We start from the raw sequence: 21,980 nt of genomic DNA on the forward strand, positions 1-21,980 counted from the left end.
GCTCCCCCGACGCCCCCCAACGAGGTCCGCATGTCGCACAACCCGTCCGCGGGCGACGACCGTCCGCTCCTTCTCCTGGTCGCGAGCAGCTACTGGGTCTACCGCGCCTACATCCTGGAGTCGGTGTCGGCGCGGTACCGGCTCTGGCTGCTCAACCCGGCCCCGGCCACCTGGGAGGACCCCTACATCATCGGGCACACCGTCGTCGACTGCCTCGACCTGGAGAAGCTGACGGCGGCTGCCCGCGAGGTCGCCCGCGACCACGACGTCGCCGGGGTCTTCTGCTACGACGAGGTCTACATCGAGACGTCGGCGCATCTCAGCGCGGCGCTCGGCTTCCCCGCCCTGGACCCGGACGCGGTGGCGCGCTGCCGCGACAAGTCCGCCGCCCGCACGGCACTGCGTGACGCGGGGCTGCCGCAGCCCGCGTCCCGTGCCGTCGCGTCGCTGGAGCAGGCCCGCGCGTTCGCGGACGAGACCGGTTACCCGGTCATCGTCAAACCGCGGAACCTCGGCGGCAGCCTCGGGCTGAGCAAGGCCGAGGGGCCGGGCGACCTGGACCGCGCGTTCGCGCTGGCCGACGGCACGCGGATGGGCGGCATCCGCCAGTTCGACGACTACGTGATCGTGGAGGAGTTCCTCGACGGCCCGGAGGTCTCCTTCGAGTGCGTCGTCCACAGGGGCGAATGCACGCCGCTGGTCGTCGCGCGCAAGATCCTCGGCGGCAGCGGCGACCTGGCGTTCGAGGAGATCGGCCACGACGTGGACGCGAACGACCCGCTGCTGACCGACCCCGCGATGCTCGACACGCTGAACCGCGCCCACGCCGCCGCCGGATTCACCGACGGCTTCACCCACATCGAGTTCAAGCTCACCCCGGACGGCGCACGGCACGTCATCGAGATCAACGCCCGGCTCGGCGGCGGGATGATCCCCTACCTCGGGCTCCTGACCTCCGGCGTGGACGCGCCGCTCGCCGCCGCGGACGTCGTGGCGGGACGTCCCCCGGCCCCGGCGTTCCCGGGCCCCCTCCGGGCCGCGTCGATCAGGTTCGCCTACCCGCCCTACGACATGGAGGTCACCTCGGCGACGGCGCACCGCGAGCTGATGCGTCCGCCGCTCGCGGAGGTGGAGGTCGGCGTCCAGCCGGGGATGCGGGTCCGGCGGCCACCGCACGGCCTGGCCCGCACCGGCTTCGTGATCGCGGTCGGCGCGTCGCCGGAGGAGACCGCCGCCGCGGTCGCCGATCCCGGACGGTACTTCACGTTCGAGGGGACCAGGCTGGAGCCCGCGACATGAGCACCGCCGAGCACCCGACCGTCATGTCGACGCTGCGGGAGATGAACGAGACCGTCCGGATCCTGGTCCTGGGCAACCTGATCAGCAACCTGGCGACGTTCCTCAACGCGTTCCTGGTGCTGTTCCTCACCGACAAGGGATTCACCGCGTGGGAGAGCGGCTTCGTGCTGACCGCCCTGATGATCGGGCGGATCTCCGGCTCCGCGGTGGGCGGCGCCGCCGCCGACCGGGTCGGATACCGCGCGGTCATCGTCGGCTCGATGGTGAGCACGGCCGTCCTGACCGCGGCCCTCGTGCACGTGCCGGACATGTGGACCGGCGCCCTCGTCGCGGCGGGCGCGGGCATGGCGGCGCAGGCGTACCGTCCCGCCGCGATGGCGTGGGTCGTGGAGCTGACGCCGAAGAACCGGCACGTCATGGTCTTCTCGGTGCTGCGGCTGACGTTCAACGTCGGCGCGACCCTCGGCCCCATGGGCGCCGCGCTGCTGCTGACCTACGCGTCCTACGGCGCCCTGTTCTACGTGGACGCGGCGACGTCGCTGGCCTTCGGCATCGTCGCCTACGCGGCGCTGCGCTCCAACCCCGAGCCGGACGCCGGTGGCGACAAGTCCGGCGGCAAGCGCGCCGGCTATGCGCAGATCCTCGCCGACCGGCGGTTCATGCTCGTCGTCCTCGGCCTCTTCTTCACGGCGGTCGCCTACATCCAGGCGTCGGCGGCGCTGCCGCTCTTCGTGACGGGTTCGGGTCACGACGAGCGGGTGTACGCGACCCTGCTGACGATCAACGGGGGGATCGTCATCGCGTTCGAGGTGCTGCTGTCCAAGTGGCTCCAGCGGCTCCCGATCGGGCTCCCGATGACCCTCGGCATGGCGATGCTCGGCGTCGGCCACCTCCTCTTCACCGGGCCGACGCCGATCGCGCTGCTGCTCGTCGCGACCGTCGTGTGGACGTTCGGCGAGGTCATCGCGGCGCCGTCGATGATGGCCTACCCCGGCCTCGTCGCGCCGCCGGCGCTGCGCGCCCGCTATATCGCGGCGGCGACCGTCCCGCAGCAGGTCGGCTACGCCGTCGGCCCCATGATCGGGATCGCCGCGTGGCACACCTGGGGTTCGGGGGTGTGGGTGCTGACCGGGACGTTCGGGCTCCTCGCCGCCGCGCTCGTCGCGGCCGGGGCGGGGCTCGCGCGGCGCCGTCCGCCGGACGAGGCCGACGGACCGGACGAGCCCGAGCCTGCGCCCGTCAAGACCACCGGGGGTGGTGACTGACGTCCGTCCCGCCACCCCGACCGCGCAACCGAACCGACCAACCGGAGACACCGGAGACAGGGTGAACATGATGAACAGACCAGTCGTGGCGATCGTGAGGCCCTTCACCTCGGCGGCGATGGTCGCCCCCGCGCTGCGGAAGGCGGGGTTCAGCCCGGTGGCGGTGATGGACTACACGGGGCCCTCGCTGGCCCCGCTGCACTCCTCGCACGACCCCGGCAACTATGACGCGGTCGTCAACCACCACGGCGACATGGCCGGGACCGTCGCGCGGCTCGGCGGGCTGAAGCCGATCGCGGTCATCCCCGGCGTCGAGGCGGCGCTGCGGCTCGCGCAGGAGTGCTCGGACGCGCTCGCGCCCGAGTTCTCCAACGTCGCCGAACTCGTCGACGCCCGGCGGCACAAGTACCTCATGCACCAGGCGCTCACCGACGCCGGGCTGCCCGTCCCCCGGCAGATCTCCACCACCGACCCGGAGGAGGTCGCCGCGTGGATCGAGCGCGAGGGGCTCGCCGGTCGGGACCTCGTCGTCAAGCCGCCGACCAGCGCCGGCACCGTCGGGGTGAGCCGCGCGCCCGGCGGGCAGGGCTGGCGCGAGCTGTTCGGCGCGATGCTCGGCACCCGCGACAAGCTGGACGTGCTGGCCGAGGAGGTGCTCGTCCAGGAGATGATGACCGGCACCGAGTACGCCATCGACACCGTCAGCCACGACGGCCGGCACTCGATCACCGACATGATCAAGTACAGGCGGGTGCCGTTCGGCGAGGGCATCGCGGTGTACGACTACGTCGAGTGGCTCCCCTACGACACCGACGCCTACGGCGAGCTGATCGACTACGGGCTCGGCGCGCTGGACGCGGTGGGGCTGCGCAACTGGGCGGCGCACACCGAGATCATGATGACTCCGGACGGCCCGCGGCTGCTGGAGGTCAACGCGCGCCTGGCCGGTGCGGGCAACCCGGCGGTGACCGAGATCGCCACGGGGGAGAGCCAGGTCACCCGGATCGTGGACGTGTGCCGCGGTCTCGGCCCGGAGATGCCGCCCGGCTACACGCTGCGGCGCAACGTCACGGCGGTGTTCCTGATGTCGCACTCCACCGGCGTCGTCCGCAACGCGGAGATCTACGACCAGGCCCGTGACCTGCCGAGCTACCACTCCCCGGTGCACGTGGTCGGCACCGGCGACCACGTGGACGCCAGCACGGACCTGTTCGCCAGCATGACGATGGGCTACATCATCCTCGCCCACGAGGACGCGAGTCAGATCCACGCCGACCGCGAGGCCATCCGGAAGATCGAGAAAGACCTGATCGTCGACCCCGACGCCTGACGGAAAGGCCCGCAGATGGTCACCGAGAAGTACCTGGCCGCGTGCGCCACGGAGGGCGGCGGCCTGCGCGATGTCATGGCGGAAGCCGAGTTTCCGGCGGTGTTCACCGAGGCGTGGGAAAAGTATCTGCTGCCGCGTCCCCTGTTCTCCGAGGAGGGCCGGACCCGCCGCGCCGCGGCCGACCTCGCCGGGCTGTTCACGCTGATGGCGTCCCTGCCCGACCGGCTGTTCGACGGCGACCGGCGCAAGTTCTGCGCCGCGATCGGCGCCGACGAGCGGCGCACCGCGCTCATGACCGCCCTCGGCGGCGAGCCGCATCTGTACGGGCGGGCCGACCTCTACGACGACGGGACGCGGTTCCGGCTGCTGGAGTTCAACATCGGCAGCGAACTCGGCGGCGTCGACGTCAGCGAGGTCAACCGGGTGCTCCTCGCCCACCCGGAGTTCGCCGAGTTCGCGGGCGAGCACGGGCTGTCCCACGTCGACACGCCCGCGGCCATCGCGCGTCAGTTCGTCCGGGCGACGCAGAAGGAGGCGCCGGTCGTCGCGACCCTGGAGGCGATCGGGGGGCTGATGGCGTACGAGCCGCTGCACCGTTCCTTCCAGGAGACGATGAAGCGGTGCGGGATCGAGCTGCTGCTCGGCGAGGTGGACCAGGTGGAGGTGAAGGGCGGCCGGTTGTTCCTGCACGGCCGTCCGATCGACCTCGTCCTGCGGTACTACTCCGTCAACCAGCTTGCCCGCGACCCGCGCAACGACGTCCACGCGGAGACCGTCATGCGCGCCCACGAGGACGGGAAGGTCGTCCTCTGGACTCCCCTGTCGAGCACCATGCTCTCCTACAAGAGCTGCCTGCCGCTGATCTCCGACCCGGACCTGTGCGGGGATCTGACCCCGGACGAGAACGCCCTGATCGAGCGGATCCTGCCGTGGACGCGGACCCTCACCCCCGGCCTGGTCGAGCAAGTCCGCGCCGAACGGGAGGAGCTGATCCTCAAGCCGTTCGCGGGCCTGGCGGGCCGGGGCATCCACGCGGGCTGGGACCAGACCGACCGTGAATGGGCGGAGACGATCTCCGACTGCCTGGACCGGGACCACATCGTCCAGCGGCGCGTCGTCCCGGTCCGGGAGCCGGTGATGGATCCGGCGAGCGGCGCGGTCCAGGACTGGCTGGTCGTCTGGGGCCTGTTCGTCTTCCCGGAGGAGTACGGCGGCGCGTCCTGCCGTGCGGTGCCGTCCGGCGGCACGTCCGTGGTCAACCTGGGCAGCAAGGGCGCGAAGGTCGCCTCGGCGTTCCACTACTGACGGGAGTCCGGGCCGGGCGTACGGCGTCCCGGGGCGTGTGACGCAGTCAACGACTTTCCGTAGTACTACAGCTCGTAGTATGTCTAGCGAAACGTAGTACTACAGCTTGTAGTAGATAGTCGTGAGAGGCCCGCGCCCATGGATCCTGTCGACATCGCACGGTGGCAATTCGGGATCACCACCGTGTACCACTTCCTCTTCGTCCCGCTGACGATCGGGCTGTCCGCGCTGGTCGCGGGCCTGGAGACGGCGTGGATCCGAACAGGCAAGACGGCCTACCTCCGCGCCACCAAGTTCTGGGGCAAGCTCTTCCTGATCAACTTCGCGATGGGGATCGTCACCGGGATCGTGCAGGAGTTCCAGTTCGGCATGAACTGGAGCGACTACTCCCGGTTCGTCGGCGACGTCTTCGGCGCGCCGCTCGCCATCGAGGGACTGCTCGCGTTCTTCGTCGAGTCGACCTTCCTCGGGCTGTGGATCTTCGGCTGGGACCGGCTCCCCAAGGTCCTCCACGTGATGTGCATGTGGCTGGTCTCCATCGGCACCGTGCTGTCGGCGTTCTTCATCCTCGCCGCCAACTCCTGGATGCAGCACCCCGTCGGCTACCGCATCAACGAGGAGACCGGACGGGCCGAACTCACCGACTTCTGGGCCGTGCTGACCAACCCGACGCACCTCGCCGCGTTCCCGCACACGGTCACCGCCGCGTTCGTCACCGGCGGCATGTTCATGGCCGGCGTCAGCGCCTGGCACCTCGCCCGCCGCAAGAACGTGGAGGTGTTCCGCCCGTCGCTGAAGCTCGCGCTGGCCGTCACCGCGGTCGCCTCGATCGGCGTCGCCATCAGCGGCGACACCCTGGGCAAGGTCATGACCGAGCAGCAGCCGATGAAGATGGCCGCCGCCGAGGCCATCTACGAGACCGAACGGCCCGCCGGGTTGTCGGTGTTCACCGTCGGGACGCTGGACGGCGAGGAGGAGATCTTCGGGATCAAGGTGCCGGCCATCCTGTCGTTCCTGTCCACCGGCAGCTTCGACGGCGAGGTCCAGGGCATCAACGACCTCCAGGCGCAGGCCGAGGCCGCGCACGGACCCGGCGACTACCGGCCGGTGATCCCCGTCACCTACTGGAACTTCCGGATCATGGTCGGGGCCGGTCTCCTCACCGCGCTGATCTCGCTGGGCGGGCTGTGGCTGCTGCGGCGCGGGCGGCTGCCGTCCGGCCCCTGGGTGTACCGGATCGGCATGCTGTCGCTGACGCTCCCGTTCATCGCCAACTCCGCCGGATGGATCTTCACCGAGATGGGGCGGCAGCCCTGGTCGGTGTGGGGCGTCCTGAAGACGTCGGCGAGCGTCTCCCCGGGCGTCGGCGCCGGCTCGATGCTCATCTCCGTCGTCTCGCTGACCGTGCTGTACGGCGTCCTGATGGTCATCGAGGCCGGGCTGATGCTCAAGTACGCCAAGGCCGGACCGCCCTCGGAGGACGAGGTGCTGCCCTCGCCGTCCTCCGACGGCGATGACGACGACTCCGACTCCGAGCGCTCGCTCGCGTTCGCCTACTGAGAGGGCCGCCGGTCATGGAACTCACCACCGTCTGGTTCATCATCATCGCCTTCCTGTGGACGAGCTACTTCTTCCTGGAGGGATTCGACTTCGGCGTCGGCATGCTGCTGCCGGTGCTCGGCCGCGACGACGTCGAACGCCGCGTCGTCATCAACACCATCGGGCCCGTCTGGGACGGCAACGAGGTGTGGTTCATCGTCGCGGGCGCCGCCATGTTCGCCGCGTTCCCCGAGTGGTACGCCACCCTGTTCAGCGGCTTCTACCTGCCGCTGCTGCTGATCCTGCTCGCCCTGATCGTCCGCGGTGTCGCGTTCGAGTACCGCGGCAAGCGCGACGAGGCGCGGTGGCGCGCGCGGTGGGACAAGGCGATCTTCTGGGGCAGCCTCGTCCCCGCGTTCCTGTGGGGCGTCGCGTTCGCGAACATCGTCCGCGGCGTGCCGCTGGACGCCGACCACGAGTTCACCGGGACGCTCGTCGATCTGCTCAACCCGTACGCGCTGCTCGGCGGGCTCACCACGATGATCCTGTTCGTCCTGCACGGGGCGGTGTTCCTCGCGCTCAAGACGTCCGGGGACATCCGCGTCCAGGCCCGCCGCGTCGCGAACGTCGCCGTCGTCGCGGCGATCGCCGCCGGCGGCGGCTTCCTGCTGATCACACAGATCGAGCACGGCAAGCCCGTGACCTGGCTGACCGCCGGGGGCGCCGCCGCCGGGCTGGTCGCGGCCGGCCTCGCCAACGCGCGGGGACGCGAAGGCTGGGCGTTCATCGGCACCGGAACCGCCATCGTGCTCGCCGTCGCGACCCTGTTCACGGCGCTGTTCCCGGACGTCATGCCGTCCACCCTCGGCGCCGCGACCGGCCTGACCACCGAGAACGCGGCCTCGACCCCCTACACGCTGAAGATCATGACGTGGGTCGCGGCGGTGTTCACCCCGATCGTGCTGATCTACCAGGGCTGGTCGTACTGGGTGTTCCGCAAGCGCATCGGCACGTCCCACATCCCCGCCCGCAAACCCGAGCCCGTGAAATGAAACCCCTCGATCCCCGGCTGCTGAAGTACGCCCGGACGACACGGATCTTCCTTCTGTCGTCCGTGGCGCTCGGCACCGCCACCGCCGGGCTGATCATCGCGCAGGCGACGCTGCTCGCCGACATGCTCACCCGCGTCTTCCTCGGCGGCGCGTCCCTCGGCGACCTGCGCACCCCGATGCTGCTCCTGCTCGCCGCCGTCGCCGGGCGGACCCTCGTGGCGTGGCTGCAGGAGGTCGCGGCGCACCGCTCGTCCGCCGCGGTCAAGTCGCAGCTGCGCGGCCGGCTGCTCGCGCACTCCCTGCTGCTCGGCCCGCGCTGGCTGTCCGGCGAACGCAGCGGGGAACTCGCCACCCTCGCCACCCGCGGCATCGACGCGCTCGACGACTACTTCTCCCGCTACCTGCCGCAACTCGTGCTCGCCGTGATCGTCCCGGCCGCCGTCGGCGCGCGCATCCTGTTCGGCGACTGGCTGTCCGCCGTCACGATCGCCGTGACGCTGCCGCTCATCCCGATCTTCGCGATCCTCGTCGGCCTCACCACCCAGCGGAAGATGGACCGGCAGTGGCGGACGCTGTCCGTCCTCGCCGCGCACTTCCTGGACGTCGTCGCCGGGCTGCCCACACTGAAGATCTTCGGCCGGGCGCGGGCGCAGGCGGCGAAGATCCGCGAGGTCACCGACCGGCACCGGCGGGCCACCATGTCGACGCTGCGGATCGCGTTCCTGTCGGCGCTCGTCCTGGAGCTGCTGTCGACGCTCTCGGTCGCCCTCGTCGCCGTGTCCATCGGACTGCGTCTCGTCGAGGGCGGTATGGGCCTGGAGACCGCGCTGCTCGTCCTGATCCTCGCGCCGGAGGCGTACCTCCCGCTGCGGCAGGTCGGCGCGCAGTACCACGCGAGCGTTGAGGGCCTCACCGCCGCCGGGCGGATCTTCGAGGTGATCGAGACGCCGCCACCGCCCTCCGGCACGCGCACCGACGTCCCCGACCTGGCGCACGCCACGCTCCGCCTGGACGGCGTGACCGTCGCCTACGGCGGACGCGACGTCCCCGCCCTCGACGGCTTCTCCCTCACCGTCCACCCGGGGGAGACCGTCGCGCTCACCGGGCCGAGCGGGGCCGGCAAGTCCACCGTCCTCGCCGTGCTCCTCGGCTTCGTCCGGCCCGACTCCGGGCACGTCCTGGCCGACTGGGACGACCTCGCCGACCTCGACCCGGACGCCTGGCGCGCCCGCATCGCGTGGGTGCCGCAGCGCCCCCACCTGTTCGCCGGGACGGTCGCCGCCAACATCCGCCTCGGCCGCCCGGACGCGACGGACGCCGACGTCCGGGCCGCGGCGGACGCCGCCAACGCGCTGGAGTTCATCGACGCCCTGCCCCGCGGCCTCGACGCGCCCCTCGGCGAGCGGGGCCTCGGCCTGTCCGCCGGCCAGCGGCAGCGCATCGCCCTCGCGCGTGCGTTCCTGCGGGACGCGCCGCTCCTCCTGCTGGACGAGCCGACCTCGAACCTCGACGCGGAAAGCGAGGCCGCCGTCATCGACGCCGTCCGCCGCCTGGCGGCCACCCGCACCGTGATCCTCGTCGCCCACCGCCCGGCCCTCACCGCCCTGGCCGACCGCGTCGTCCACATCGAACCCGCGACGGTGACGACATGACCGCCCGCCGCGCCGCGGCGCACACCCCGTCCGTGGAGGTGGCGGCATGATCCTCCGGCTCCTGAAACTTGCCCGGCCGGCTCGGGGGCGGCTCGTCATCGCCGTCCTGTTCGGTGTGCTGGCCCTGGGCAGCGGCGTGGGGCTGATGGCGACCTCGGCGTGGCTCATCTCGCGCGCCGCGCAGCATCCGCCGGTGCTGACGCTCATGGTCGCGATCGTCGCCGTCCGCGCGTTCGGCCTGGGACGCGGCGTGTTCCGCTACATCGAGCGCCTCGCCGGGCATGACGCGACGTTCCGGATCCTCGCCGATCTGCGCGCGCGTGTGTACGAACGGCTGGAACGGCTCGCGCCCGGCGGGCTGCCCTCCTTCCATGGCGGCGACCTCATGAACCGGCTCGTCGCCGATGTCGACGCCGTCCAGGACCTCTTTCTCCGGGTCCTGCTGCCCTGCACGGTCGCCGCCGTCGTCGGTGGCGCTTCCGTCGGTCTCGCCTGGGCGCTGCTCCCTTCGGCCGGTGCCGTCCTCCTGTTCGCCTTGCTGCTCGCAGGTGTCGTCGCGCCCTGGCTGTCGGCCGCCATGGCACGGCGTGCCGAGCGGCGGACGACCGACCTGCGCGGCGAACTCACCGCACATGTGGTCGACACCCTCCAGGGCGCACCCGAACTCATCGCCTACGGCGCCGCCCCCGCCCAACTCGCCGAAGCCACCCGGCTGGACGGCGACTTCACCCGCGCCACGGCGCGTTCCGCCGCCACCGCGGGCGCGGGCGCCGCCATCTCCGCCCTCGCCGGAGGCCTGGCCGTGTGGGGCAGCCTCGCCGTCGGTGTCCCCGCCGTCCGCTCGGGAACGCTCGACGGGGTGCTGCTCGCCGTGGTCGTCCTGCTGCCGCTGGCCGCGTTCGAGGTCGTGGCCGGGCTGCCCTTGGCCGCCCAGTACATGGAACGTGTCCGCCGTTCGGCCTCGCGCATCTTCGCCGTCCTGGACAGCCCCGAACCTGTCAGAGACCCGGCCGACCCCACACCACCGCCTGCGCCCCCCTACACCCTCTCGGTGGAGAACCTGCGAGCCCGGTGGACGCCCACCGGACCGTACGCCCTCGACGGCATCTCCCTGGACCTGACCCCGGGCCGTCGCTGCGCGATCGTCGGGCCGAGCGGTTCCGGCAAGACGACGCTCACCGCCGTCCTCCTGCGCTTCCTGGAATCCGCCGGCGGCAGGGCGACGCTCAACGGTGTGGACCTCCGCGCCCTCACCGGCGACGACGTCCGCCAGGTCATCGGCCTCTGCGCTCAGGACGCCCACCTGTTCGACTCGACGATCGGCGAGAACGTCCGCCTGGCTCGCCCTTCCGCCACCGACGCCGAGATCCGCGACGCCCTGCGCCGCGCCCGCCTCCTCGACTGGGTCGACGCCCTGCCTCGGGGCCTCGACACCCACGTCGGCGAGCACGGCGCCCAGGTCTCCGGCGGCCAGCGCCAGCGCATCGCCCTGGCCCGCGCCCTCCTCGCCGACTTCCCGATCCTGCTGCTGGACGAGCCCGCCGAGCACCTCGACGTCGCGACCGCCGACGCCCTCACCGCCGACCTCCTCACCGCCACCGAGGGCCGGACGACCCTGCTGGTCACCCACCGCCTCGCCGGCCTGGACGCCGTCGACGAGATCATCGTGCTCGACGAGGGCCGCGTCGCCGACCGCGGCACCCACGCGGACCTGCTCTCCCGCCCCGGCATCTACCGGTCCCTGTGGCACCGCGAACGCACCGCCGAGCCCGCCCGGCCACGGTAGAAGGTGCCCGGCACCAATCGTCATACGGCATGTTACGTTAGAGCCATGGCGAACATGAGGTTCAGCATTTCGGCGGATCCGCAGGTTCACGCGGCGATCAAGGTCCACGCTGAAGCCGCCGGCATGGACGTCTCCGGCTACCTGGTCGCCGCCGCCACGGCTCAGATGGCTGCGGACGACGCGGCGGCGGCCGTGTTCGTCCCATTGGACACCGACAACGCCGCGGCGCTGGATGAGGCGATTCAACCTTCCAGCCCGCCCGCGTTCGAGGAACTGACGTCCGAAGAGCAAGCGCAGGTCCGCAGGATCCTCTCCTCGGCACTCGGCTCGGACAGCGCCGACGTCGCATGAGCGCCCGTACCGTCGTCTACGACACCGGCATGCTGCTCGCCATGCTGAGCGGCGACAGGGTAGCCCTGGTACTGCACCATGGCCTGCGTGCCGCGCCTCACAGGCCCGTCATCATCGGTCCGGTCCTGGCACAGGCATGGCGGCCCGACCCCAAGACCGTCCACGCGTTCAGCGGATACCTCCGGGACTGCACCGTCCCCCAAGCGCGAGGTGCCGCGGCGCCTGTCCAGGGGAAGTACGCTGCGAACGCGGGGTGTGTGGCCTGCTCGAAGGCCGCCACTCTGGACTCGTACAAGCGAGCCGGCGCGATGCTCGCCAAGGCCGTGCCCCCGGGTAAGAAGCGCCCGGATGCCGTGGACGCGCTCGTCGTGGTGACCGCCGCGCTGCACATCCCCGCCCTCATCGTCACCAGCGATCCCGGCGACCTGGCCGCCTACGCCGCGACCCTCGACAACGCGGACATCGTCATCGAGCGCATCTGACCGAGCCGCCGCCGACCTCCTCGGCGGGCATGGCCGTCGTTGACAGCGTGACGGGCGCGGGAGCCCGCGCCATCGGTCATCGGTCATCGGTCACGGCGACGCCGCGCTTCGTCCGTCCAAGACAAATCGGCTCCACTGTGTCCTTGGGAGCCTCTGTCCCATGCGCGCATGTCGCGACGGTTCTCCCGAGTCTCGGCCGTCAGCGCCGCACCGTCTCGCAGCCGATGCCCCCGCCGGCGGAGACGCCAGTCGAAAACCACGCCGTAGGCGAGCAGAAGGGCCAAGAATCCGAGGACCAGCCACCACATGCGATCATCCTCGCTCCCCAAGTCAGGGCCGACAAGGGAGAATTACTCATGCCGCTCCAGCAGTGTCCTGGTTGAGACCAGCCCCCGCTCGACTCCGGCGCCCAGGCCTGGTCTGCACATATCCGCCCTACGCGGCCCCGTCCGAGCTCCGCGAGCCCCTTGATCACCTTGCGAGCGGGCACGGAAAGTAGAGATCGTGAAAAGCAGGAGCCCAGGTCGGAAGTTCGGTTCTGACCTGGGCTTCTTGGTGGGTGGAGCCTAGGGGATTCGAACCCCTGACACCTGGCTTGCAAAGCCAGTGCTCTACCAACTGAGCTAAGGCCCCGTGCGGCGGGACAAGCCTACCCGTGGTCGGCGCCCGCCGTGGCACCGACGGGGGCGGGGAGAAGACGGTCCGGGAGGGCGGCGACGCTGGGGAGGATATGGGTGACGCCGGCGGCGGTCAGGCGGCCTCGTCGTGGGCGCCGGTGAGGACGTCGGCGACGATGGACGCGCCGGAGCGGCGGCCGGACACGGGTCTCGGGCCATGCCGGTCAACGAGCCGGCCATAGGAACGCTCGAACGCGAAATTCGCGGCCTGGGCGCGGGGCTCGTCGAAGAGCGAGCGAAAGATGTCGATCTTCGATTCGCCGCGCGAATCGTGGAAGCGGGCCAGAGCACGCTCATGTGGCACCGCGCCGGAGACGATCCCCAGGGCGGCGATCGCCTCCGCGAAGGCGGTGTGGACGGCGTCTCCGTCCGCGACAGTGGTCCCGGCGAGATCGAGGCAGGCGACGGTGATCGGGTCTGCTTCGTTCACGCCGGGGCCTATCGCCGGCGTCTCAGCCGTCGGACGACGTGGCCTCGTTCCACAGGTCCAGCTCGGCGCGATCCTGCTGCAGCCGACGCCAGACCGCGAAGCCACCGAGAGCGACAACGGCGAGAATGAGCAGCTTCTTCACGGTGGGACCCCTTCACCTCGACTATGAAGTCAAAACCCGGGATTCGTTCGCATCAGCGTCTGCTTCCCAGGCTCCTCGCAGCCTAGCAATCGTTCATGGTCGTTCCGCACCCCACACCGTTATCGGACCCGCCGTCCAATCTCGGTGCGGGTGCTGTCACGTCCGCGCCATCTCGCCGGGACGGCCGGGCGGCCTCATAATCCGGTGGGACGACCCTTCGGGAGAGCCGATGGCGGACGACGACTTCCGGCGCTGGGAACGCGAGTTCGACTTGGGCGCGCCGGAAGACGAGCCGTCCGGAGGCCGGGGAATGGTACTGACCGCGGGTGTGATCGCGACGGGATGTACCGCCATGATCGCGATGGGTGAGGTCTCGCTGGGCACGGCCGGGCTGGTGCTCGCGTCGATCATTCTGCTGCTGTGGCGGATCGGGATGTGATCCGCCATGATCTCGCCATGGAGCTGCGTGGAGCGAACGTCCTGGTGACCGGGGCGACCGGCGGGATCGGCCGGGCACTGGCGACGGCGCTGGCCGAACGCGGTGGGCAGGTCGTCCTGACGGGGCGGCGGGCGGACGTGCTGGAACCGCTGGCCGAGCGGCTCGGCGGCCGGTCCATCGTGGCCGACCTGGCGGATCGTGCGGCGGTCGAGCGGCTGCTGGACGAGGCGGGCCGGGTGGACGTGCTCGTGGCGAACGCGGCGCTGCCGGCGTCCGGGCTGCTGGACGAGTACTCGATCGACGAGATCGACCGGGCGCTCGACGTCAACCTGCGCGCACCGATCGTGATGGCGAAGCTCGCGGGCGAGCGAATGGCCGATCGTGGCCGCGGGCATCTGGTGTTCGTCTCGTCGCTGGCCGGGAAGACCGCGTCCGGCCACGCGTCCCTCTACAACGCGACGAAGTTCGGCATGCGGGGCTTCGCGCTGGCGTTGCGGGAGGACCTGCGGCCGCACGGCGTCGGCGTGTCGACGGTGTTCCCGGGCTTCATCCGGGACGCGGGCATGTTCGCCGACACCGGGGTCACGCTGCCCAAGGGGGTCGGTACGAAGTCGCCGCGGGACGTGGCGCGGGCGACCGTCCGGGCCGTCGAGAGGAACATCGCGGAGATCGACGTGGCGCCGCTCGGGCTGCGGCTCGGGGCCAGGCTGGGCGGGGTCGCACCCGTCCTCTCGGCGGCCGTGCAGCGGCGGGCGGGCGGGTCCCGCGTCTCCCGCGGCCTCGCCGACGGACAGCGCGGCAAACGCTAGCGACCAGCCCGGTCCGCACGTGGCGTTCCGGGCGGTCGCCTTTTGATCGGCGGGGCCGCGAACGGGCACGGCGTCCACCGGACGGGACGGCAGGGCTCCCTGCCCGGCCGAGTCGCTAGGCCCGGGCGCCCTCGGCGTCGGCGGAGGCGTCGCCGACCGGAGCCGCCCGCGCGGGCGCCGGGGCCCGGCGCACGGTCGCGAGGACGGAACCGCCGAGGATCAGCAGGAACGACGCCATGATCGTCCCGGTGAGGGGCTCGCTGAGGAACACCACCCCGGCGGCGACCGCGACGGCCGGGTTCACATAGGTGAACACCATCCCCCTGGACGTGCCGACCTCCCGGATGAGCTCGAAGAACACGATGAACGCGAGCGCCGTGCACACCAGGCCGAGGCCGATGAGCGCGGCCAGGACCTGCCCGCTCGGCATCGACTCCGGCCAGGTGTAGATCGCCGGTCCCGTGTAGACGAGGGCGGCGATGGCGAGCGCGTACGCGGCCAGGTGCAGGCTCGGAACGTCCTGGAGGCGCTTCATGGCGATCATCGGCGCGATCGAGTATCCGAGCACGACCAGCATGACCTCGCCGACCGCCCATGCGCTGCCGCCGCCGAGGTGCGGCGCGGCCAGCACGCCGACGCCGGCCAGCCCGACCAGCAGCCCCGCCCAGCGCGCCGGGCCGAGCCGCTCGGCGTCGCCGGTGAGCCTGGCCAGCACGACCCCGACGATCGGGACGGCGGCGATCAGCAGCCCCGTCATGGAACTGGTCAGCCGGTTCTCGGCGTCCGACAGCAGCGCCCAGGGGCCGAGGATCTCGACCGCCGTGAACGCCAGCAGCGGACGCCAGTGGCGGCGGACCACGTCGAACCGCCCGCCCCGGATCGCCAGCGGCAGCAGCACGGCCGCGCCGAGCGCGGTCCGCGCGAACACCACCATGGGTACGGAGACGCCCTCGACCGCCACCTTGATCATCAGATAGGGGACGCCCCACAGCACACCCATCAGCACGAACAGCATCCAGCCACGCCGGCTCAATTCCGACCTCCCCGTTCCCCTCCGCCCGACAACACTCCACCGCCATCCCGCCGGCACACCCCCGGCCCGACGAGACCGGCCGGCACGGACTCCGGCCAGTCGCACCGACCCGGCACACACGTCCGCCGGAGAGCCGGAGAGACCGCCCAGCACACCCCCGGCCTGCGAAACGGGTGGACGAGTTCAGGATGCGCGGCGGCGGGGGGCGCTGTCTTGAACGCTGTTGCGGTAAGCGCCCGGTGTCACGCCCACGACTCGCCGGAACCAGCGTGTGAGATGCGCCTGGTCGGCGAACCCGACGAGCGTCGCGGCCTCCGCCGGGCGGTGCCCCGCGTCCAGAAGGGCGCGGGCCCTGGCCACCCGGTGCTGAGCGAGCCACGCGTACGGCGGCATGCCGACGGCTTCGCTGAAGGCGCGCAGCAGCTGGTAGCGCGAGAGCTCCAGGTCGGCGGCGACCTCCGTGAGGGTCGGGGTGGCGAGCAGCTCGTCCGACAGGCGGGTCGCGACGGCGCGTGCGATCCGTCCGGCGTCGGTCCGGCGGCGTCCCGGGACGGTTCCCGGGCCCGGCCCCGCATGCCGCCGGACGAGCGTGCCGAGGACGCCGAGCAGGCGCGACTCGCCCTCCAGCGGGTCCTCACCGAGCCGCAGGGCGTGGTGGGCGAGGCGCAGCGCCTCGCCCAGCCGCCGATCGTCGATGATCGGTTCCCGGAAGTGCGGCCGCACCTGCGCCCGGCCCGCGTCGGCCGCCATCGCGGCGCCCAGCAGCTCGGCGTCCGGGTAGACGCACATGTAGGCGAAGCCTTCGGGACGGGCCGGGCCGCCGGTGTGCGCCTCTCCCGGTTCGATCACGACGACGCTGCCCGCGCCGGAGTAGATCTTCTCGCCGCGGTAGCGCATTGTCTCCAGGCCGTCGACCGTGACCCCGATGGCGTATTCGGCGTGGATGTGCGGCGCGTAGTGCCGGCGGGCGATCCGGGCCGTCAGCAGGTCGAGCGAGGTCCCCTGAATCCCGTCGACCCGCGTCCAGAGGGTCCGGTCGACGGGGGCGACCCCGTGGTCAGGCGGAGAAGACGTGCCGGAGCCGCCAGCGATCCTCGTCACGGCCGAGCTCCGCGACGGCCACTCCCTCGGCGCCCGTGACGCGGACCCTGTAGACCCGGCCCTCCTGGGCGGTCCCGTAGGTCTTCAGCACCTCGTCGACCGCGTAGCGCGATCCCCGCCACTCGTAGGCGGTGAGACGTCCCGCCGGGTCGTGCTCTGCGCGGACCGGCTCGTTCAGCAAGTGCCCCATTCGGCGAGCGTAGCACGCATTCGAACTGGTGTTCGCAGGCCAGAAGGGGTCTCCGGACCTTGTGGACGCCGGACTCAGGCCTTCGCACGCACCCGCGGCCGCACACCGCCGGGCGTGGCGCGGCACTCGACGTCATACCGGTATTCAGCCGGAAGGCATGGCCCATGTCCAGACCAACGGAGAACGCCACCGCCCTCATCCCACCGCCGCGAAAAGCCATCGGTGAGGCACCGCCGCCCGCTCTCTATCCACAGGCTGGGGACGCCATCCGCACACACCTCCCTCCCCCCGCCGGCAGGTGCTCCAGAAGGCCGCATCCACAGGGAAATCCCCAGAACAGCAGGTCTTTCCACGATTCGAGCGCCAACGTGGACACCGACGACTTCAGCATCCTCGCGGACGGACGGCGATGCAGGGAATCCACAACCTGTGGATAACCGGTGTGCACACCCTGGGTACGGCCGCCGGTTCCAGCGTCCACCATTCTTCCCCAGCTTGCCCCCAACCTCGGCGACCAGTTGTCCACGTCGTGGAAAAGCCGCTGACCAGCAAGGAAGCGCCCCTGGGCGGGTCGTTGCCCACAGTCAGTTCACACCCTGTGGGCAATCCGCCTCCACAACCCGGCGACACCGGTGGACAAGCAGCCCACCATGAATCCCCAGGTGCATCCCCAAGCCGCACAACGGCTCGCAGCACATCCGAACGACACGGGAGAGGATGATGTGTGCATGATCGCAGCCAACAGATCTCGATCTGCCGGGCCCGCGCTATCCACAACCTGTGGAAAAACACTCTCCATCTCGGGATAACCCACCCCTGACCTGCGTGGCCACCCGGCGATGATCCCCGAAGATCGATGGCTGATCTCGCGAGTCGAGTGATCGAACGGTGCCGTGGGTTGATACGCGGTCAACCGGAGAGGCCAGGGCGGCAGCGCGGAGCCGGTGATCGCCGACGGCCGGGCCTGCCTGTGGCTTGACATCGTCGAACTAGGCTTCGCAACGCATCTCGGCGCGGCCACAGGCGACACATTTCCGGACGCGGGATGTTGGCTGGTGCGTCCCGGTGGTGTGGGATCCCAGTGCCACCGGAGTGCCAAAAATCTCGAAGCCGGGTCCGCTGGACGCGGAACCGGCCTCTGAACTGGGATTACTGGTGGGCCTAGGAGGACTTGAACCTCCGGCCTCATCCTTATCAGGGATGCGCTCTAACCGACTGAGCTATAGGCCCGGGTTGTGCCGCTGGTCCGGCGGCGCAACGAGAGGTTACCCCATCTGGCGCGGCAACCGGAAATCGATTACTCGGCCTCCTTGAGGGTCACCTCGACGCCGCCGACGAGGTCGGCCGCGAGGTTGTAGATGACGGAGCCGACGGTGGTCAGGGCGGTGATGAGCAGGACGTTCAGGGCGCCCACGAGGACCGTGTAGCCGAAGATGCGGAAGAAGGAGAACCAGTTGCCCGCATCGACGCTCCCGGTGGTCTCGCCCTGCTCCCTGGTGAGGCTGTTGATCGTGTCGCTGATGGCGTCGAACACGCCCAGGCCGGCCAGGATCGCGTAGAGAACGATGACGGCGACGAGGAGGATGACGAAGCAGACGACGGACATGACGAAGCTGAACTTCATCACCGACCACGGTTCGAGCCGGGCGAGCTGGAGCTGGGCTTTGCGCGCCGGTTTGCCGGGGGTGGCGGTCTTGGACGAGGAGTTCGCGGGCGCCGCCGATGCGAACGGGCGGTTCTTGAGGACGGTGCTCGCGAAGCTCGAGCGGTTCGACCGGCCGGAGTCGCCCCTGTCGGCGCCGGACGAGTTGCCCGCGGCCGGTGACGGGCTGCCCGAGTTGAACGGTTTGGCGGGCTGTTCCGTACGACCTGTGGAAACGGAACCGGACGGTTCGGCGGGCTTGGCCCAGCCCGCCGAGCCGGAACCCGAACGGGCCCCAGAACCGGAAGCGGGACGGGACCCAGAACCCGAACCGGAAGCGGCACGGGACCCAGAACCGGAGGCGGGACGGGACCCAGAACCGGAAGCGGGGCCCGAAGCCGAACCGGTGGTGGCCGGGGCGGTTTCCGAGGACGCCGGTGCCGGGACCGCGGGGGCGGCGGCCTTCGGGACCGCGGGCTTGCCCGGCGGCGGGCTCGCCGGCGTGGAGTCCCTGTCCTTGGGCGGCTCGGTGGTGTCCTTGACCGGGGCGATATCCGATGCGGACGACTCGGCGCCCTTCACCGGTTCGTCCTTGAGGGAGGCGATGTCGGTCCTGGTCTCCTCCGTGTCGGACGCCGGCGTGCCCGAGCCCGTGCCGGACTCAGGCGCGGTACCTGGCTCGGACGCGGCCGTGTCGGTGTCGGCGTCGGTGTCGGGGGAGTTGATTTCGACGGTCGTCTCGTCCCGGCTCGACTTCGCGGACGCGGCGGCCACCGTCTTGCCCGGCTTGCCGGTGGGCTTGGCGCCCGGCTTGGCCCCGGGTTTCTTGCCGGATCCGCCCGCGCCGGCCCCACCGGCGCCGGGCCCGCCCTTGCTCTTGCCGGGCTCGGTGCTCACGTGTCCTCCTGGCCTATCGGCTCGGTGCCGCGTTGGGACCCATCATTCACCGTCGCCCCCCTCGGCGTCGTCTGAGTCCTCCATGGACTCTACGTTCCTCGCGATTGCCACCACGCTGTCCCCGTCCGCGAGGTTCATCAGGCGGACGCCCATGGTCTGCCTGCCGGACTGCTTGATCTCCGCGGCGGTGGTGCGGATGACGCCGCCGTTCGACGTCATCGCGAACACCTCGTCGTCCGGGCCCACCATGAGGGCCCCTACCAACATTCCTCGCGATTCAACGATCTTAGCGGTGAGTACCCCCTTACCCCCACGGCCTTGGAGCGGGTACTGGTCGACCGGCGTCCGCTTGGCGTAGCCGCCCCGGGTGGCGACCAGGACGTCGTGGGAGGTGTCCTGCACCACGAGCATGTTGAGGACTTCCTGGCTCTCCTCGAAACGCATGCCGATGACGCCGGACGTCGCACGTCCCATCGGCCGCAGCGACTCGTCGTCGGCGCGGAAGCGGATCGCCTGGGCGCCGGTGGAGACCATCAGCAGGTTGTCGTCGGACGAGACGAGCCGCGCGGCGATCACCTCGTCGTCGTCGACGAGGTTGATCGCGATGATCCCGCCGGTGCGGGGGGAGTCGAAGTCCTGCAGCGCGGTCTTCTTGACGCGGCCCTTCTTGGTGCCGAGCACCAGGTAGGGGGCCACACCGTAGTCGCGCAGGGTCATGACCTGGGCGATGTGCTCGTCGGGCTGGAAGGCCAGCAGGTTCGCGACGTGCTGGCCGCGCGAGTCGCGGCCCGAGTCGGGCAGCTCGTAGGCCTTGGCGCGGTAGACGCGGCCCTTGTTGGTGAAGAACAGGATCCAGTTGTGCGTCGAGGTGACGAAGAACTGGTCGACGATGTCGTCCTGCTTGAGCTGCGCGCCGCGGACGCCCTTGCCGCCGCGCCGCTGCGCCCGGTACAGGTCGGTCTTGGTGCGCTTGGCGTAGCCGCCGCGGGTGATGGTGACGACGACGCCCTCTTCGGCGATGAGGTCCTCGTACGACACGTCCCCGTCGAACGGGATGATCTCGGTGCGCCGCTCGTCGCCGAACTTCTCGACGATGGGGGCGAGTTCGTCGCCGACGATCTGGCGCTGCCGCTCGGGCGAGGCCAGGATGTCGTTGTAGTCGGCGATCTCCGCCATGAGCTTGTCGTACTCGTCGGTGATCTGCTGGCGTTCCAGGGCGGCGAGCTTGCGCAGCTGCATGTCGAGGATGGCCTGCGCCTGGATCTCGTCGATCTCCAGGAGGCCCATCAGGCCCTGCTGCGCCTCCTGCGCGGACGGCGAGCGGCGGATGAGGGCGATGACCTCGTCGATGCGGTCGAGGGCCTTCAGGAGGGCGCGCAGGATGTGGGCGCGCTCCTCGGCCTTGCGGAGCAGGAACCGGGTGCGGCGGACGATGACGTCGATCTGGTGGGTGACCCAGTGCCGCACGAACTGGTCGATGCGCAGCGTGCGCGGCACACCGTCGACGAGCGCGAGCATGTTCGCGCCGAACGTCTCCTGCAGCTGGGTGTGCTTGTACAGGTTGTTCAGGACGATCTTGGCGACGGCGTCGCGCTTGAGGACGATGACGAGGCGCTGCCCCGTCCGGCCGGACGTCTCGTCGCGGACGTCGGCGATGCCGTCGAGCTTGCCGTCCTTCACCCCGTCGGCGATCTTGAGCGCGAGGTTGTCCGGGTTGACCTGGTAGGGCAGCTCGGTGACGACGAGGCAGGTGCGGCCCTGGATCTCCTCGACCTCGATGACGGCCCGCATGGTGATGGAGCCGCGGCCCGTGCGGTAGGCGTCCTCGATGCCCTTGCGGCCGACGATCAGCCCGGCGGTCGGGAAGTCGGGGCCCTTGACCCGCTCGATCAGCGCCTCGAGCAGCTCGTCGTCGGAGGCGCCGTAGTTGTCCAGGTACCACCGGACGCCTTCGGCGACCTCGCGCAGATTGTGCGGCGGGATGTTGGTCGCCATCCCGACGGCAATGCCGGCGGACCCGTTGACCAGGAGGTTCGGGTACCGGGACGGGAGGACGTCCGGTTCCTGTGAACGGCCGTCGTAGTTGGGGGAGAAGTCGACGGTCTCCTTGTCGATGTCGCGCAGAAGCTCCATCGCAAGGGGCGCCATGCGGCACTCGGTGTACCGCATGGCCGCGGCGGGGTCGTTGCCGCGCGAGCCGAAGTTGCCGTTGCCGTCGACCAGCGGGTACCGCATCGACCACGGCTGCGCGAGCCGGACGAGCGCGTCGTAGATGGCGGAGTCGCCGTGCGGGTGGTAGTTGCCCATGACGTCGCCGACGACGCGGGCGCATTTGAAGTAGCCGCGGTCGGGACGGTAGCCGCCGTCGTACATCGCGTACAGGACACGGCGGTGGACGGGTTTGAGGCCGTCACGTACCTCGGGCAGCGCGCGCGCGACGATGACCGACATCGCGTAGTCGAGATAGCTCTTCTGCATCTCGACCTGGATGTCGACCGGTTCGATCCGTTCGCCCGGGTGGCCGCCCTCTGTGGTCACGTCCGTCACTCTCAAGACCTC

The 21,980-nt window shown here is 70.7% G+C and carries 19 protein-coding genes and 2 tRNA genes; 12 read left to right on the forward strand and 9 right to left on the reverse strand.

Annotation, left to right across the window (positions count from 1 at the left end; all coding sequences use genetic code 11):
- Window positions 1–30 precede the first annotated feature (30 nt).
- The 10 genes from ACGFK0_RS12530 to ACGFK0_RS12575 all read left to right on the forward strand — a co-directional run bounded on the left by ACGFK0_RS12530 (window position 31) and on the right by ACGFK0_RS12575 (window position 12,061).
- Window positions 31–1,299 (forward strand): ATP-grasp domain-containing protein, encoded by a 1,269-nt coding sequence (locus ACGFK0_RS12530; RefSeq protein WP_392903672.1) that lies wholly within the window; start codon window positions 31–33, stop codon window positions 1,297–1,299.
- Complete coding sequence (locus ACGFK0_RS12535) at window positions 1,296–2,564, forward strand: MFS transporter (protein ID WP_392903673.1); 1,269 nt, start codon at window positions 1,296–1,298, stop codon at window positions 2,562–2,564. Before ACGFK0_RS12530 ends, ACGFK0_RS12535 begins: the two co-directional genes overlap by 4 nt.
- 67 nt (window positions 2,565–2,631) lie before the next feature.
- Window positions 2,632–3,894, forward strand: a complete 1,263-nt coding sequence (locus tag ACGFK0_RS12540; protein ID WP_392903675.1) for an ATP-grasp domain-containing protein — start codon at window positions 2,632–2,634, stop codon at window positions 3,892–3,894.
- 15 nt (window positions 3,895–3,909) lie between these two features.
- Window positions 3,910–5,199 carry a hypothetical protein gene (locus ACGFK0_RS12545; RefSeq protein WP_392903678.1) on the forward strand — a complete coding sequence of 430 codons (1,290 nt, stop codon included), beginning with the start codon at window positions 3,910–3,912 and terminating at the stop codon, window positions 5,197–5,199.
- A gap of 138 nt (window positions 5,200–5,337) precedes the next feature.
- Entirely contained in the window at window positions 5,338–6,759 is a 1,422-nt protein-coding gene (locus tag ACGFK0_RS12550; RefSeq protein WP_392903680.1) for a cytochrome ubiquinol oxidase subunit I, read from the forward strand.
- A 14-nt stretch (window positions 6,760–6,773) separates the two neighbouring features.
- The gene (gene cydB, locus ACGFK0_RS12555) at window positions 6,774–7,790 is read left to right on the forward strand and encodes a cytochrome d ubiquinol oxidase subunit II (RefSeq protein WP_392903682.1); all 1,017 of its coding nucleotides are present in this window, start codon (window positions 6,774–6,776) and stop codon (window positions 7,788–7,790) included.
- On the forward strand, window positions 7,787–9,442 hold the full coding sequence (cydD, locus tag ACGFK0_RS12560) for a thiol reductant ABC exporter subunit CydD (protein ID WP_392903685.1): 1,656 nt from the start codon (window positions 7,787–7,789) through the stop codon (window positions 9,440–9,442). Before cydB ends, cydD begins: the two co-directional genes overlap by 4 nt.
- A gap of 46 nt (window positions 9,443–9,488) precedes the next feature.
- Entirely contained in the window at window positions 9,489–11,228 is a 1,740-nt protein-coding gene (cydC, locus tag ACGFK0_RS12565) for a thiol reductant ABC exporter subunit CydC (protein ID WP_392903687.1), read from the forward strand.
- Window positions 11,229–11,273: 45 nt separating this feature from the next.
- Window positions 11,274–11,579 (forward strand): hypothetical protein, encoded by a 306-nt coding sequence (locus ACGFK0_RS12570; protein WP_392903690.1) that lies wholly within the window; start codon window positions 11,274–11,276, stop codon window positions 11,577–11,579.
- A complete protein-coding gene (locus ACGFK0_RS12575) occupies window positions 11,576–12,061 on the forward strand; it encodes a hypothetical protein (RefSeq protein WP_392903692.1) in 486 nt (161 codons plus the stop codon). The genes ACGFK0_RS12570 and ACGFK0_RS12575 overlap by 4 nt, the downstream gene beginning before the upstream one ends.
- Window positions 12,062–12,621: 560 nt before the next feature.
- Here ACGFK0_RS12575 and ACGFK0_RS12580 read toward each other — a convergent pair.
- The 3 genes from ACGFK0_RS12580 to ACGFK0_RS12590 all read right to left on the reverse strand — a co-directional run bounded on the left by ACGFK0_RS12580 (window position 12,622) and on the right by ACGFK0_RS12590 (window position 13,310).
- Window positions 12,622–12,694, reverse strand: a tRNA-Ala gene (locus tag ACGFK0_RS12580).
- 117 nt (window positions 12,695–12,811) lie between these two features.
- Entirely contained in the window at window positions 12,812–13,168 is a 357-nt protein-coding gene (locus tag ACGFK0_RS12585; RefSeq protein ID WP_392903694.1) for a hypothetical protein, read from the reverse strand.
- A gap of 22 nt (window positions 13,169–13,190) precedes the next feature.
- A complete protein-coding gene (locus ACGFK0_RS12590) occupies window positions 13,191–13,310 on the reverse strand; it encodes a DLW-39 family protein (protein WP_392903696.1) in 120 nt (39 codons plus the stop codon).
- Window positions 13,311–13,539: 229 nt separating this feature from the next.
- Here ACGFK0_RS12590 and ACGFK0_RS12595 point away from each other — a divergent pair, with 229 nt between their 5' ends.
- The gene (locus tag ACGFK0_RS12595) at window positions 13,540–13,749 is read left to right on the forward strand and encodes a hypothetical protein (protein WP_392903699.1); all 210 of its coding nucleotides are present in this window, start codon (window positions 13,540–13,542) and stop codon (window positions 13,747–13,749) included.
- A 17-nt stretch (window positions 13,750–13,766) separates the two neighbouring features.
- Window positions 13,767–14,558, forward strand: a complete 792-nt coding sequence (locus tag ACGFK0_RS12600) for an SDR family NAD(P)-dependent oxidoreductase (protein WP_392903701.1) — start codon at window positions 13,767–13,769, stop codon at window positions 14,556–14,558.
- 115 nt (window positions 14,559–14,673) lie between these two features.
- Here the strand turns inward: ACGFK0_RS12600 and ACGFK0_RS12605 are convergent, their stop codons facing one another.
- The 6 genes from ACGFK0_RS12605 to gyrA form a co-directional block, all read right to left on the reverse strand.
- Window positions 14,674–15,591 (reverse strand): DMT family transporter, encoded by a 918-nt coding sequence (locus tag ACGFK0_RS12605; RefSeq protein ID WP_392903704.1) that lies wholly within the window; start codon window positions 15,589–15,591, stop codon window positions 14,674–14,676.
- A gap of 183 nt (window positions 15,592–15,774) precedes the next feature.
- Window positions 15,775–16,692: an AraC family transcriptional regulator gene (locus tag ACGFK0_RS12610; RefSeq protein WP_392903707.1), complete on the reverse strand. Its 918-nt coding sequence runs from the start codon at window positions 16,690–16,692 to the stop codon at window positions 15,775–15,777.
- Window positions 16,649–16,882 carry a hypothetical protein gene (locus ACGFK0_RS12615; RefSeq protein WP_392903710.1) on the reverse strand — a complete coding sequence of 78 codons (234 nt, stop codon included), beginning with the start codon at window positions 16,880–16,882 and terminating at the stop codon, window positions 16,649–16,651. The genes ACGFK0_RS12610 and ACGFK0_RS12615 overlap by 44 nt, the downstream gene beginning before the upstream one ends.
- A gap of 1,153 nt (window positions 16,883–18,035) precedes the next feature.
- A tRNA-Ile gene (locus ACGFK0_RS12620) sits at window positions 18,036–18,112 on the reverse strand.
- Between the two features lie 67 nt (window positions 18,113–18,179).
- Window positions 18,180–19,421: a DUF3566 domain-containing protein gene (locus ACGFK0_RS12625; RefSeq protein ID WP_392903711.1), complete on the reverse strand. Its 1,242-nt coding sequence runs from the start codon at window positions 19,419–19,421 to the stop codon at window positions 18,180–18,182.
- Between the two features lie 42 nt (window positions 19,422–19,463).
- Complete coding sequence (gene gyrA, locus ACGFK0_RS12630; RefSeq protein WP_392903714.1) at window positions 19,464–21,968, reverse strand: DNA gyrase subunit A; 2,505 nt, start codon at window positions 21,966–21,968, stop codon at window positions 19,464–19,466.
- Between the last annotated feature and the right edge of the window lie 12 nt (window positions 21,969–21,980).

Source organism: Spirillospora sp. NPDC048823 (genome assembly GCF_043198445.1).
In the GTDB taxonomy this organism is placed as follows: Bacteria; Actinomycetota; Actinomycetes; order Streptosporangiales; family Streptosporangiaceae; genus Spirillospora.